Here is a 13,708-nt window from a genome sequence, read left to right as displayed (position 1 = left end):
AGCGCCCCCTCGATGCGACGGCCGGATGCGTTCCGGCTCTCGGCAGCGCTGGGTGGGCTTGCCGTGGCTGTCGTCGTCGAGGGCTGGCTCGGGTGGCTCGGCGCGGTCCCGACCGCATTCCTGTTGGATCGTCTCCTGCGGCGGATCGAGTCGCCGACCGTGCGCAGGCAGCGGGTGCAGGAAGCTGCCGACCTACCGCTCGCCGCCGACCTTCTCGCCGCGGCGATGCGTGCGGGTGCCCCGGTGGACCGCTCGATCCTGGCCGTCGCCGAGACGCTGGACGGACCTCTCGCCGGCCGCCTGGCCCGGGTCGGCCGCACGCTTCTGCTCGGCGGCGGCCCGGCGGAGGCGTGGTCCGGGTTGGACGGGATACCAGGCGCGGAACGCCTGACGGCAGCGGCTTTGCGTTCGGCCGACAGCGGTGCCGCCCTGGCCGGGGCGCTCACCCGGCTCGCCGACGACCTGCGCGCCGATCGGGCCACCGCTGCCGAGGCTTCGGCACGCCGGGCTGGCGTGCTCATCGTCCTGCCGCTGGGGCTCTGCTTCCTGCCGGCGTTCATTCTCGCCGGTCTGGTGCCGGTGATCGTCGCCGTTCTCGGCGACGTGCTCTGACCCAACGAGAAAGGAACAGCCATGCGCAAACTGCTCGCCCGCCTGCGCGGGGACGCCGGGATGAACACGGCCGAGTACGCGGTCGGGACGCTCGCGGCGGTCGCCTTCGCCGGCATCCTGTTGAAGGTGCTGACCTCGGGCAACGTCCAGTCGGCGTTGACCGCCGTCATCGACCGGGCGCTGAAGTGAGCGGGCGCCGGCAGGTCGGTCGCGGTCCACAGCCCGACCGCCTAGGGCAGGCCGGTCGCGGTCTACGGCCTGACACCCCAAGGCGGGCTGGTCGAGGCGGGTGGGAAGCCGCCGAGCCGGCCGCCGATCGGGACCGAGGGTCGTTCACCGCCGAACTGGCGGCCGGCCTGCCGGCGCTACTCCTGCTCCTGCTGGCTGGCCTGACCTCAGTCAACGCTGTCACCGCGAAGGCAAGCTGCCTCCACGCGGCCCGGGAGGCGGCGCTGGCCGCCGCCCGCGGCGAGGACGGCACTGCGGCCGCCGGACGCGCGGCACCGCAGGGGGCGGAGGTGTCGGTGTCCGTCGAGGGCCGACGGGTGCAGACGACGGTACGGGCGCCCGTCCGCGCGCTCGGTGGTCGGCTACCACGGATCACCGTCGTCGCGACCGCCGTCGCCGCCGTGGAACCGGGCGTCGCCGAGGGGACCCGGTAATGCGGCGGTCGGTCCGCCTCGGGTGCGGAGCCGACGTCGAGCCGGTCGATCAGGGTGGTCCGGAGGGGCAGCGCGGTGGTGCCACAGTTCTACTGCTGGCGATCGGTCTGGTCCTCGTGTTGTTCGGGACGTTCGGCGCTGCCATCACCGTCGCCGGGTTGGCCGGTCAGCGGGCGATGGTGGCAGCCGATCTCGGCGCGCTGGCCGGAGCCGCCCAAGCGCTCGACGGTGAGGCGACGGTCTGCGCGTCCGCTGCCGACATCGTCGGCCGCAATGCTGGTCGACTGGTCGCCTGTCACCTCGACGGGCTCGACGTGCTGGTGACAGTCGAGGTCGCGTTCACTGCACTTCCCGGACTGACCCGGGTCGCCACGTCGACAGCCCGTGCCGGCCCCGTGCGCGGCTGAACGAGCAACCCGCGCCGCTGCGGGCGCCGCCGGGCAGCTCCACACGAACTCGGGCTCGGTTCAGCTCGCGCAACGCTGTGGAGCTGAACCGCATACGACATCAGACGCGATGCGTTTACGACATCAGCTCCAAAGGAAGAGGACAGGAGACCTACCTGGCCCAGCCGGTGATGGAGCCTGCGGGGCCGCCGACCGAGAAAGGGCCAGCGACGGCCACCGGGCGAGGGAGCGCCCCAGGGCCTGCTGGCCGGGAACAGGGCGATGCCCCGTGTTCCCGGCCAACAGCCCGAGAATGTGTGGCCGGGTCGGTCAGCGGGCCTGGAGCGCGTCGAGGGCGACGGCCATCGCGATGACCAGACGGCGGTCGATCTGGGGGTGCTGCACCTCGACGACGTACTTGTCGCGAAGGCCCCACTTCTTGACCACCGTGAAGACCGGCTGGCCGCCGGCGGTGAAGTCGAAGTGGTACGGCAGCCAGGACAGCGAGTCGACGAAGCGACGCAACAGTGCCACCGGCATGCTGCGCTCCTGGCCGGTCACCTGCGGAAGGCCGTTCTGCTCCACGTGCCAGGTGGACCGGAGCAGGGACTGGGCGAAGTCCTTGCGGAACAGGCCGATCGGGTTGCCGGCGGCGTCGGTGACGTCGTACGTGGCACCGAGGTCGAGGCGCTGGCGGGCCTTGAAGCCGAGCAGAGGCTGCTGCTTGGAGTCGTCCGTGTAGATCGTCACCTGCTCCTTGAAGGCGAGGCGCTTCTGCTGCGCGAACGCCAGCAGCTCACCCTCGGTGCCGTCCGGGGCCACGGCCCGGACCTCGTACTGGTTGACCATCATGCGCAGTCGCTGCCGGACGTGGAACTGGTTCTGACTCTGCAAGTTGTCGAGCTGCATCTGATCTCCTCAGGGGGATTGTGCGCCGGAGTCTCGCACAGCTCGACAAACGTCGCGCTCCCCGCCATCGACGATCACCGAAAGCGGAACGGTCTGGCCGCCACGCGAAGAAGGAGGGCCGCCGCGCGAAGGGGGAGGGCCGCCGCGCGAAGGTGGATCAGCGGCCGTCAGGGGTGGTCGCGGCACGCATCGCCCAGGTGTTGAGCACCTGATGGATCACGCGCAGCCGCTCGTTGATCAGCTCCAGCCGTTCCGCCTGAGCCAGGGCGGCCATCGCCGACCCGAGCGCGATCTGCTGGTCGAGGGTGAGGTGGTCCTGGTCGATGGTGTAGAGCAGGTCGACGGTCTCGGCGATCGTGTCGGCCACGGCTTCTCCTCGGGCACGGGGAAATCATCAGCATGGACATCGATGGAAGCGCTCCCATGCCATTGTGCCCAGTGCCGGGCCGATTCATGCAACCGGCTACTCGGGCAGGTTCGCCAACACCACGTCGAGCACCCGGATCGCGTCCGGCTTGGAGAGCGGATTGTTGCCGTTTCCGCACTTCGGCGACTGTACGCAGGATGGGCAGCCGGTCTCGCATCCGCACTCCGCGATCGCGTCCCGGGTGGCCCGCAGCCACGCCGACGCCGTCCCGTACGCCCGCTCGGCGAACCCGGCACCGCCCGGGTGCCCGTCGTACACGAAGACTGTCGGCGCCTCGGTGTCCGGGTGCACGGCGGTGGAGAGCCCGCCGATGTCCCACCTGTCGCAGGTGGCCATCAACGGCAGCAGGCCGATCGCCGCGTGTTCGGCGGCGTGCAGCGCGCCCGGCACGTCCGCCGCCTGCACCCCGGCCTGCGTCAACGACTGCGGTGACAGGGTGAACCAGACCGCCACCGTGCGCAGCTCCCGGGTGGGCAGGTCGAGCGGCCGGGTGTCGATCACCTCACCGGTGGCGATGCGCCGCCGCTGGTACGACACCACCTGACTGGTCACGTCCACCTCGCCGAGGAACATGCCGACCGGCCCGGCGTCCACATAGGAGCGCACCGAGACCACGGACAGGTCGGTGACGTCCCGGGCGTGGGTGGACCAATCCGGCTCCTCGACGTGCACCAGTGCGCAGCCGTCGGCCAGGTCCAGCTCGTCCACCACGTACGAGACGCCCTGGTGCAGGTAGACCGCGCCGGGGTGGAGCAGGAAGTGCGAGGAACCGCCGTCGACGGTGCCCAGTAGCCGGCCGGTGGCCGACTCGACCACGCAGACCGGTGCGCCGCCCTCGCCGCGCAGGTCCACCTCGGGGCGTTCCCGGTGCCGCCAGTACCAGCCGGTGGGCCGCTGCCGCAGCGCGCCCGCCGCCACCAGCTCGTCGACGGCCTCCTTCGCCCCGTCGCCGAAGAGCGCCAGGTCGGCCGGGGTGAGCGGGGCCTCGACCGCGGCACAGGCGAGTTGCGGTGCCAGCACGTACCGGTTGGCCGGGTCGAGCACCGTGGCCTCCACCGGCGCGCCGAAGATCGCCTCCGGGTGGTGCACCAGGTAGGTGTCCAGCGGGTCGTCCCGGGCCACCAACACCGCCAGGGCCTCCTGCCCGGAGCGCCCGGCGCGACCCGCCTGCTGCCACAGCGACGCCCGGGTGCCCGGGTAGCCGCAGATCAGCACCGCGTCCAACCCGACCAGGTCCACGCCCAGCTCCAGAGCGTTGGTGGAGGCCAGGCCGAGCAGGTCGCCGTGCAGCAGCGCCCGTTCCAGCTCACGCCGCTCCTCGCGCAGGTAACCGCCCCGGTAGGCGGCCACCCGGTCGCCGAGCCCCGGGACCGCGTCGTCCAGCGACCGGCGCGCGTTGGCCGCCACGACCTCGGCGCCCTTGCGGGAACGGACGAACGCGAGGGTGCGTACCCCCTCGGCGACCGTGTCGGCGAGCAGGTCCGCGGTCTCGCGCAGCGCCGACCGGCGGACCTGCCGAAGGTCGTCGTGGTCGCCGCTGCCCTGGGCGGGCACCGAGGAAGGGTCGGGGGGAACGGTGCCCGAGTCGGGCGGCAGCAGCGGCGGCTCCCAGAGCGCGAAGGTCACCCCGCCGCGTGGCGACGCGTCCTCGGTGACCGCCGTCACCGGCAGGCCGGTCAGCCGTCCGGCCGCGGTGGCCGGGTCGCCGGAGGTCGCGGAGGCGAGCACGAAGACCGGGGTGGCCCCGAACCGGGCGCACTGCCGGCGGAGTCGGCGCAGCACGTGCGCCACGTGCGAGCCGAACACGCCACGGTAGGTGTGGCACTCGTCGATGACCACGTACGCGATTCGGCGCAGGAAACCGGACCACTGCGCATGGCCGGGCAGGATGCCGTGGTGCAGCATGTCCGGGTTGGTCAGCACGAACCGGGAGTGCCGGCGGATCCACTCGCGTTCGGCGCGCGGAGTGTCGCCGTCGTAACAGGCGGGGCGTACCCCCTCCAGTTCCAGCGCGGCGACGGCCCGCAGCTGGTCGGCGGCGAGTGCCTTGGTCGGCGCCAGATAGAGCACCGTGGCCCGGGGGTCGGCGAGCACTGTGGCCAGGGCCGGGAGTTGGTACGCCAGCGACTTGCCGGACGCGGTGCCGGTGGCGACCACCACGTGCGCACCCTCGTACGCCAGGGTGGCCGCCTGGGCCTGGTGCTGCCAGGGCGCGACCACGCCGCGTCGGGTGAACGCGTCGCGCAGCTCCGTCGGTGCCCAGGACGGCCAGGGCGCGGGCACGCCGGCTCGGGCCGGTACCCGTTCGACGTGGGTGACCGGGTCGCCGGCGCCCCGGGCGCGGAGTCGGCGCAGCAGGTCGGCCGGTGCTGGCCCGGGGCCGGGACCAGCGGATACGGTGGCCGGCGACGACGACTCCAGGTCGTGGCGCGGCGTGGGACGCGCCGAGCTGAAGTCGTTGGTGGTCACGCCCTGCACTCTCGCACTGGTGTTCGGAGATGAAAAGTCGGACACCGGGGTAAGGGGAAGCCTCCGCTGGCGTTCGCAGGCCGTACCGGCGGTAGTGGTTAGATGCCCACGAGAGTTTACGGCTCTGGCGAGGAGGACCGATGGAGCTGTCGCTGGCGACGCGCACCGTGGGTGAGCACACGGTGCTCGAGGTCGGTGGTGAGGTGGACGTCTACACCGCGCCCCGACTCCGCGAACGACTCCTCGAGCTGATCGACGGTGGCGCCCGTCACGTGGTGGTCGATCTCGGCCGGGTGGACTTCCTCGACTCCACCGGGTTGGGCGTGCTGGTCGGCGCGCTCAAGCGGCTCCGTTCGGCCGGCGGCTCGTTCGCCCTGGTCTGCGACAAGGAGCCGTTGCTCAAGATCTTCCGGATCACCGCACTGGACCAGGTGTTCCCGCTGCACCCGACGGTCGACGCGGCGATCGGCGCCGACCCGGCGGGCGCCGGCGCGTGATGGCGACGGTCAAGCTCTCGTTCTCGCCCGCCCCGGTGCACGTGCGCACCGCCCGGCTGGTCGGCGTCGCCGTGGCCCGGCGTGCCGGCGTCCGGGAGGACCTGCTGGACGAGGTGCGCCTGGCCATCGGTGAGGCGTGCACCCGGGCGGTGGCCCTGCACCGGCAGTACGGCCTGGCCGACCCGGTGCTGGTGGAGATGTCCGACGGTGGCTCGTACGCGGTGCGGGTGGTGGACCGGGCGCCGATCGAGGCGGGCATCGGTCTGACCGCGTTGCCGCCGGACGAGTTGGCCAACGAGTCGCTCACCGACGAGGCGCTGACCACCGGCGTCGGCTTCGCGCTGCTCGCCGGGTTCGTCGAGGACCTCCAGGTGCGCCCGGTCGACGAGGGCATCGGCACCGAGGTGCGGATGGTGTGGCCGGTCGGCCGCTGACCCGTTCCGGTTTCCGGGCCGCATCCCCTGTCGGGGGTGCGGCCTTCTTGCATGGATCGGGCCCTATATCAGATTTCGTTTCATAACACAGCGACGAAGATCATCGCGACACGGTGGGACCTGCATGTGACCTCCGACACTGCGGAGGGCTACAGTACCCGGGTTGTCAGCAAGTGATCCATCCCGCAGCCAGCGGGTATGGGTGTTCATCGCTGGTCCGCCGGGGTGGGTTGGCGCACGCTTGCGAGTCCGCATCCAGGCGTCGGTCAGTGCGTCTCCACTCACCGACGCGAGTGTTCGGTAACAGGAGGACACAGATGTCCGAGACCTTTGCCGCCGACGGCGGCGGGCTTTCCCTTACCGGAAGCAATGTCACCTACGTCGTCATCGCCGCGGCGATCGCGCTGGTGGCGCTCGCCTTCGCGGCCGCCCTCACAAAGACGGTGCTGGCCGCCGGCAAGGGCACCGCCACCATGCAGGAGATCTCGGGGGCGGTCCAGGAGGGCGCCTCGGCCTACCTGCTCCGCCAGTTCCGCACCCTGGCGATCTTCGTGGTCGTCGCGGTGGTGCTGCTCTTCCTGCTGCCGGTGCACGACACCGACGGCAGCGAGCTGGCGGTGAAGATCGGCCGTTCGGCGTTCTTCGTGGTGGGAGCGCTGTTCAGTGCGTTCATCGGCGGTGCCGGAATGTGGTTGGCCACCCGCGCCAACCTGCGGGTGGCCGCCGCCGCGAGGGAGCGCGAAGGTGGCCGCGAGGCCGCCATGAGGATCGCGTTCCGGACCGGTGGTGTCGTCGGCTTCCTCACCGTCGGCCTCGGCCTCTTCGGCGCCGCGCTCGTCGTCCTCGTCTACCGGGGTGACGCGCCCACCGTGCTGGAGGGCTTCGGCTTCGGTGCCGCGCTGCTCGCGATGTTCATGCGGGTCGGCGGCGGTATCTTCACCAAGGCCGCCGACGTCGGCGCCGACCTGGTCGGAAAGGTCGAGCAGGGCATCCCCGAGGACGACCCGCGCAACGCCGCCACCATCGCCGACAACGTCGGCGACAACGTCGGTGACTGCGCCGGCATGGCCGCCGACCTGTTCGAGTCGTACGCGGTGACGCTCGTCGCCGCGCTGATCCTCGGCCGCGCCGCGTTCGGTGAGGAGGGCCTGGTCTTCCCGCTGATCATCTCCACCATCGGCGTGCTGATCGCGATCGTCGGCGTCTTCATCACCCGGCTGCGCGCCTCCGACCGCAACGGCCTGACCGCGATCAACCGGGCGTTCTACCTGTCCGCGCTGCTCTCCGCGGTGCTGGTGGCGATCGCCGCCTACGCGTACCTCCCGGCGACCTTCGGCGAGTTCGACAGCGGGCTGACCGACGCTCCGGGCAACCCGCGACTGGTGGCCATCGGCGCGGTGGTGATCGGTATCGTGCTGGCCGCCGCGATCCAGGCGCTGACCGGCTACTTCACCGAGACCAACAAGCGACCGGTGCAGGACATCGGCAAGAGCTCGCAGACCGGTGCCGCCACCGTCATCCTCGCCGGCATCAGCGTCGGTCTGGAGTCGGCGGTCTACTCGGCGGTGCTGATCGGCGCCGGCGTCTTCGGCGCGTTCCTGCTCGGCGGCAGCTCCATCACGCTGTCGCTGTTCGCGGTGGCGCTGGCGGGCACCGGCCTGCTCACCACGGTCGGCGTGATCGTGGCGATGGACACCTTCGGGCCGATCTCCGACAACGCCCAGGGCGTCGCCGAGATGTCCGGCGACATCGACGAGCACGGCGCGCGCACGCTCACCGAGCTGGACGCGGTGGGCAACACCACCAAGGCGATCACCAAGGGCATCGCGATCGCCACGGCGGTGCTCGCCGCGACCGCGCTGTTCGGCTCGTACACCGACACGCTCAGCAGCGCGTACGCGACCGCCGGGGTGAACGACGTCGGCAACGAGATCCTCAACGCGTTGAACGTGGCGAACCCGCGCAACCTGGTCGGCCTGATCATCGGTGCGGCGGTGGTCTTCCTCTTCTCCGGTCTGGCCATCAACGCGGTGTCCCGCTCGGCCGGTGCCGTGGTGATGGAGGTCCGCCGGCAGTTCCGTGAGCTGCCCGGCATCATGGACCGCACCCAGCGCCCGGAGTACGGCAAGGTCGTCGACATCTGCACCCGGGACGCGCAGCGCGAGCTGATGACCCCCGGCCTGCTCGCCATCCTGGCGCCGATCGCGGTCGGCTTCGGCCTCGGCCCGGGCGCGCTCGCGGCGTACCTGGCCGGTGCGATCGGTGCCGGCACCCTGATGGCGGTGTTCCTGTCCAACTCCGGTGGGGCCTGGGACAACGCCAAGAAGCTGGTCGAGGACGGCGCGTACGGCGGCAAGGGTTCCGAGTCGCACGCCGCCACGGTCATCGGCGACACCGTCGGTGACCCGTTCAAGGACACCGCCGGCCCGGCGATCAACCCGCTGATCAAGGTGATGAACCTGGTCTCGCTGCTGATCGCACCCGCCGTGGTGGCCTGGAGCGTCGGCGACGACCGCAACGTCGGCCTGCGGATCGGCATCGCGCTGGTCGCGACGCTGATCATCGTGGCGTCGGTGGTGTTCAGCAAGCGCAAGGGCATCGCGATGTCCGACTCCGACGCCGACGGCAACACCGGCGCGGGCAGCACCGACCACCGCCCGGAGACGGTCAACGCCTGACCCGGCACGGGCACGGGGTCCCCGGTCGACGTACGCGTCGACCGGGGACCCCGGCCGTCCGGCCCGGTGCCACACCGTGCCGGAGGCCGTACGCTGCAACGCATGCGTACGTGCCGGGCGTCTGCCGCCGGAAGGTTCACGGTGGTCCTGGCCACGATCGTCGTCGTGCTCGCCGGCTGTGGCGGAGGCCCCAGCCCGCGTGCCTGGGCGGCCTCGGTCTGCGGGGCGCTCACCCCGTGGCGCTCCGAGATCAGCAAGTTGACCAGCAGCACCGACGAGCAGATGACCGCGCAGACCACACCGGCGCAGGCCAAGGAGAACCTGGTGCGGCTCTTCGGTGGGGCGGAGCAGGCCAGCGAGGCCGCACGCCGCAAGGTGGAGCAGGCCGGCGTGCCGGAGACCGACAACGGCGAGGCCATCTCCGCCGGATTCCGCAGCTCACTGGGGAAGATGCGGGACGCCTACGGTCGGGCCCGGGACACCATCGACGGGTTGGGCACCGGCGAGCCGACAGCCTTCTACGACGGCGTGCGGGCCGCGGTGGAGACCCTCAACAAGGAGTACGACGCCAGCGCGCTGGACACCAGCAAGCTCAACTCCGAGGAGTTGAAACAAGCCTTCGACGAGGTGCCGGAGTGTCGCTGAGCGGGCTCGGTGACACTCCGAAGGCGGAACCGCCCCCGGCGCTGTTCCCCGCGCCCGAGGCGGACGCCCCCGCACCCGGGAGGCGGCGCGGCAACCCGCCCCGCAGCAGTGCCCCGCAGGGTGGCGACGCGGGTCGGCAACTCGTCTTCTTCGGCGCGGAGGCGGCCGAACCGACCGTCGCCGATCTGGCCGGGTTGCTGGCCGGGCCGGGCGAGGTGGTCCGGATGGGTGGCACCGCCCGCCTCTCGGTGCGGGTGGACGCCGCCTGGCGGGTGCACGTGCTCGTCGCCGAGTTGGCGGCGCGGGGTCTGGCGGCGAGCTGGGAGCCGACCGAGGGCGAGCGGCACGCCGTCCGTACGTCGTACACCCGGGTCTTGAAGCCGCTCGCGGTCGCCTGGCTGCACGGCGCGACGAAGCGCCCGCCGGCCACCTTCCACCTGACCGGCCGGAGGCTGCGGTTGTGGCTGGCCGCCGCCGGTACGCCGGAGCCTCCCGACGGTTTCCTGCTGCGGTTGGGCGCCGACGGGCCGGAGTGTTGGGGGCCGGTCGGGGTCGCGCTCGACGCAGCGGGGCTGGCGGGGGCGCTGCTCGGCCCGGACGAGGGCGGCCCGGCGTACCGGATCACCGGCCGCCGTCCGTTGGCGCGGCTGGCCGAGTTGGTCGGCACCCCACCGCCCACCGCACCCCCCGACGCCTGGCCCATGCGCCCGTAAGCCACCTCCCCAGCGCGTCGATCATGAAGTTCTGGTGGGGACCTTTCCCCCTTCCGGGGTCGAAACGCCCACCACACGTCCATGATCGACGGGCTCGGGGGTGTCTGGTGTTGGACATCCGGCGGGGGGATCCGGGCGGGAAAGGGGCGGGTTGGACCTTGGCTGTGGGGCCGGGATCGTCACGGTGACCCTCTCAGAGCCCTACCCACGGTGTACGGTGGCGCCGTCCGGCAGTGCCGAAGCGGTTCACCGCCCCCGAAACCCGAAACGCGGGCGGCGCGTTACGTTGGACATCCGGACCGTCGGCGCGACGGCGGGGTCGAAAGCGGTCGCTGCCCGGGCGCCGGCAGGCCACGAGCAGGAGTGAGGTCGGGGAGAGACGTGCCTAGCAACGCTGGAACCACCCGTCTGGTCATCGTCGAGTCACCGGCGAAGGCCAAGACGATCTCGGGCTACCTCGGCCCGGGGTACGTCGTGGAGGCCAGCTTCGGTCACGTCCGCGACCTGCCGCGCAACGCCGCCGACGTGCCGGCCAAGTACAAGGGTGAGCCCTGGGCCCGGCTCGGGGTCGACGTGGACAACGGCTTCCACGCGCTCTACGTCGTCTCCGCCGACCGCAAGCAGCAGATCACCAAGCTGGTGAAGCTGGCCAAGGAGGTCGACGAGATCTTCCTGGCGACGGATGAGGACCGCGAGGGCGAGGCGATCGCCTGGCACCTGGTCGAGACTCTCAAGCCCAAGGTCCCGGTCAAGCGGATGGTCTTCCACGAGATCACCAAGCCGGCGATCCAGGCGGCGGTCGCCAACCCCCGCGAGATCGACCGCGACCTGGTCGACGCGCAGGAGGCCCGGCGGATCCTCGACCGGCTCTACGGCTACGAGGTCTCCCCGGTGCTGTGGAAGAAGGTCATGCCGAGGCTCTCGGCCGGCCGGGTGCAGTCCGTGGCGACCCGGATCGTGGTCGAGCGGGAGCGCCAGCGGATGGCGTTCCGCACCGCCGAGTACTGGGACATCCTGGCCACCCTCGCCGTGGCGAACGCCGGCGAGGGTGGTCCGCGCTCCTTCAACGCCACCCTGATCGCCTTGAACGGCGACCGGATCGCCACCGGTAAGGACTTCGAGCCCACCACGGGCCGGGTCCGGGCCGGTGCCGGGGTCGTGCACCTCGACGAGAGTGGCGCGCGGGGGCTCGCCGCCCGGCTCGACGGGCGGCCGTTCACCGTCACCCGGGTCGAGGAGAAGCCCTACCGTCGTCGCCCGTACGCGCCGTTCATCACCTCCACCCTCCAGCAGGAGGCGGCCCGCAAGCTGCGCCTGTCGTCGCAGCAGACGATGCGCCTCGCCCAGCGGCTGTACGAGAACGGCTACATCACCTATATGCGTACCGACTCGGTGAACCTGTCGGAGACCGCCATCGCCGCGGCCCGCCGACAGATCGTCGAGTTGTACGGCGAGCGCAGCGTGCCACCGGAGCCGCGCCGCTACACCGGCAAGGTGAAGAACGCGCAGGAGGCGCACGAGGCGATCCGCCCGGCGGGGGACAACTTCCGCACTCCGGGCGAGGTCGCCAAGGAGTTGTCGGCCGAGGAGTTCAAGCTCTACGAGCTGATCTGGCGGCGGACCATCGCCTCGCAGATGACCGACGCCGTCGGGTCCAGTGTCTCGGTGCGCATCCGGGCGGTCTCCACCTCGCAGGAGGAGGCCGACTTCGGGGCGACCGGTAAGACGATCACCGACCCGGGTTTCCTGCGCGCGTACGTCGAGTCCAGCGACGACGAGAACGCCGAGGCCGAGGACGCCGAGCGTCGCCTGCCCACCCTGGTCAAGGACCAGCCGCTGACCGCCGACGAGCTGGCCGCGCAGGGCCACCACACCCAGCCGCCGTCGCGTTACACGGAGGCGTCGCTGGTCAAGGCCCTGGAGGAGCTGGGCATCGGCCGCCCGTCCACCTACGCGTCGATCATGCAGACGATCCAGGACCGGGGGTACGTCACCAAGCGCGGCCAGGCAATGATCCCGACCTTCCTGGCCTTCGCCGTGATCGGGTTGATGGAGCGGCACTACCCCCGACTCATCGACTACGACTTCACCGCCTCGATGGAGAACGAGCTGGACGAGATCGCCGGCGGTGACCACGCCGCCGTCGACTTCCTCACCGCGTTCTACTTCGGCAGCGCCAACGGTGCCGGTGACCAGGACATCGCCCGTTCCGGTGGGCTGAAGAAGCTGGTCACCGAGAACCTCAGCGACATCGACGCCCGCAGCGTCAACTCGATCCCGCTCTTCACCGACGACGAGGGCCGTGAGGTCGTCGTCCGGGTCGGCCGCTACGGGCCGTACCTCCAGCGGGCGGTGCCCGGTGAGGCTCCGGCGGCGCCGGCTGCGGCTTCGGCCGAGGGCGAGGAGGCCGGTGCCCAGGGGGACCGGGCGCCGATCCCCGAGGGCCTGGCCCCGGACGAGCTGACCCCGGAGAAGGTGCACGAGCTGTTCCTCGGCGGCAGCGGCGAGCGCAAGCTCGGCGACGACCCCGCCACCGGCGAGCCGATCGTGCTCAAGTCCGGCCGGTTCGGCCCGTACGTGTCCAGCGGCGAGCGGAAGTCGTCACTGCTGCGTACGCAGACACCGGAATCGCTGTCGCTGGATGAGGCGCTCAAGCTGCTCAGCCTTCCTCGGCTGATCGGTGTCGCGCCGGACGGCGTCGAGGTCTTCGCCAACAACGGCCGCTACGGCCCGTACGTCAAGCGGGGCGAGGAGTTCCGTTCGCTGGAGTCCGAGGACCAGATGTTCACCGTCGGTCTGGACGAGGCGCTGGCCCTGCTGGCCGCTCCGAAGACCCGTGGACGGCGGGCCGCCGCACCGCCGCTGCGCGAGATGGGCGTCGACCCGTTGACCGAGAAGCCGCTGGTGATCAAGGACGGTCGCTTCGGTCCGTACGTCACCGACGGGGAGGTCAACGCGTCGCTGCGACGTGGGCAGACCCCGGAGGCGCTGACCATCGAGGAAGCCTCCGAGATGCTCGCCGACAAGCGGGCCAAGGGTCCGGCGCCTCGGAAGAAGGCGGCGAAGAAGGCCCCGGCGAAGAAGACCACGGCGGCGAAGAAGACGGCGGCCGCCAGCAAGTCCACGGCCGCGAAGAAGACCACGACGGCCAAGGCGACGACGGCGAAGAAGGCCCCGGCGAAGAAGGCCGCCCCACGCAAGGCAGCCACCAGCCCGGAGTAAACCGGATCTGCGAGATCTTGGAAGGAAATGGCCCCTCCAGGGGCAGGATCCTTC

Annotated in this window: 13 protein-coding genes; 10 read left to right on the top strand and 3 right to left on the bottom strand. The window is 71.4% G+C overall.

All coding sequences use genetic code 11. From position 1 onward, the window contains the following. The first annotated feature begins 12 nt into the window (after nucleotides 1-12). The 4 genes from O7617_RS10125 (at nucleotide 13) to O7617_RS10110 (ending at nucleotide 1,681) form a co-directional block, all read left to right on the top strand. Complete coding sequence (locus tag O7617_RS10125) at nucleotides 13-612, top strand: type II secretion system F family protein (RefSeq protein WP_282263068.1); 600 nt, start codon at nucleotides 13-15, stop codon at nucleotides 610-612. Nucleotides 613-633: 21 nt separating this feature from the next. Next, complete coding sequence (locus tag O7617_RS10120; RefSeq protein WP_076470820.1) at nucleotides 634-801, top strand: DUF4244 domain-containing protein; 168 nt, start codon at nucleotides 634-636, stop codon at nucleotides 799-801. Between the two features lie 155 nt (nucleotides 802-956). Further along, nucleotides 957-1,274, top strand: a complete 318-nt coding sequence (locus O7617_RS10115) for a TadE family type IV pilus minor pilin (RefSeq protein ID WP_282264695.1) — start codon at nucleotides 957-959, stop codon at nucleotides 1,272-1,274. Further along, nucleotides 1,274-1,681 (top strand): Rv3654c family TadE-like protein, encoded by a 408-nt coding sequence (locus O7617_RS10110; RefSeq protein ID WP_282263058.1) that lies wholly within the window; start codon nucleotides 1,274-1,276, stop codon nucleotides 1,679-1,681. Before O7617_RS10115 ends, O7617_RS10110 begins: the two co-directional genes overlap by 1 nt. A gap of 309 nt (nucleotides 1,682-1,990) precedes the next feature. Here O7617_RS10110 and O7617_RS10105 read toward each other — a convergent pair whose 3' ends face one another. The 3 genes from O7617_RS10105 to O7617_RS10095 all read right to left on the bottom strand — a co-directional run bounded on the left by O7617_RS10105 (nucleotide 1,991) and on the right by O7617_RS10095 (nucleotide 5,417). Continuing rightward, entirely contained in the window at nucleotides 1,991-2,569 is a 579-nt protein-coding gene (locus tag O7617_RS10105) for a hypothetical protein (protein ID WP_282263057.1), read from the bottom strand. Between the two features lie 157 nt (nucleotides 2,570-2,726). Next, nucleotides 2,727-2,936, bottom strand: coding sequence for a hypothetical protein (locus O7617_RS10100; RefSeq protein ID WP_282263056.1), 210 nt, complete (start codon nucleotides 2,934-2,936; stop codon nucleotides 2,727-2,729). 96 nt (nucleotides 2,937-3,032) lie between these two features. Beyond that, nucleotides 3,033-5,417, bottom strand: a complete 2,385-nt coding sequence (locus tag O7617_RS10095; protein WP_282264694.1) for a DEAD/DEAH box helicase — start codon at nucleotides 5,415-5,417, stop codon at nucleotides 3,033-3,035. A 188-nt stretch (nucleotides 5,418-5,605) separates the two neighbouring features. Between O7617_RS10095 and O7617_RS10090 the strand changes: the two genes are divergently transcribed. The 6 genes from O7617_RS10090 to topA all read left to right on the top strand — a co-directional run bounded on the left by O7617_RS10090 (nucleotide 5,606) and on the right by topA (nucleotide 13,654). Continuing rightward, nucleotides 5,606-5,962 (top strand): STAS domain-containing protein, encoded by a 357-nt coding sequence (locus O7617_RS10090; RefSeq protein WP_282263055.1) that lies wholly within the window; start codon nucleotides 5,606-5,608, stop codon nucleotides 5,960-5,962. Continuing rightward, nucleotides 5,959-6,396, top strand: coding sequence for an ATP-binding protein (locus tag O7617_RS10085; RefSeq protein ID WP_030334228.1), 438 nt, complete (start codon nucleotides 5,959-5,961; stop codon nucleotides 6,394-6,396). The genes O7617_RS10090 and O7617_RS10085 overlap by 4 nt, the downstream gene beginning before the upstream one ends. Before the next feature lie 317 nt (nucleotides 6,397-6,713). Then, entirely contained in the window at nucleotides 6,714-9,074 is a 2,361-nt protein-coding gene (locus O7617_RS10080) for a sodium-translocating pyrophosphatase (protein WP_282263054.1), read from the top strand. Nucleotides 9,075-9,176: 102 nt separating this feature from the next. Further along, on the top strand, nucleotides 9,177-9,719 hold the full coding sequence (locus O7617_RS10075) for a hypothetical protein (protein ID WP_282263053.1): 543 nt from the start codon (nucleotides 9,177-9,179) through the stop codon (nucleotides 9,717-9,719). Beyond that, nucleotides 9,710-10,432: a hypothetical protein gene (locus O7617_RS10070; protein ID WP_282263051.1), complete on the top strand. Its 723-nt coding sequence runs from the start codon at nucleotides 9,710-9,712 to the stop codon at nucleotides 10,430-10,432. Before O7617_RS10075 ends, O7617_RS10070 begins: the two co-directional genes overlap by 10 nt. A gap of 381 nt (nucleotides 10,433-10,813) precedes the next feature. After that, a complete protein-coding gene (gene topA / locus O7617_RS10065) occupies nucleotides 10,814-13,654 on the top strand; it encodes a type I DNA topoisomerase (RefSeq protein ID WP_282263050.1) in 2,841 nt (946 codons plus the stop codon). The last annotated feature ends 54 nt before the right edge of the window (nucleotides 13,655-13,708 follow it).

The organism is Micromonospora sp. WMMD1155, from assembly GCF_029581275.1.
In the GTDB taxonomy this organism is placed as follows: domain Bacteria; phylum Actinomycetota; class Actinomycetes; order Mycobacteriales; family Micromonosporaceae; genus Micromonospora.
This window is presented reverse-complemented; position numbering and strand designations above follow the sequence as displayed.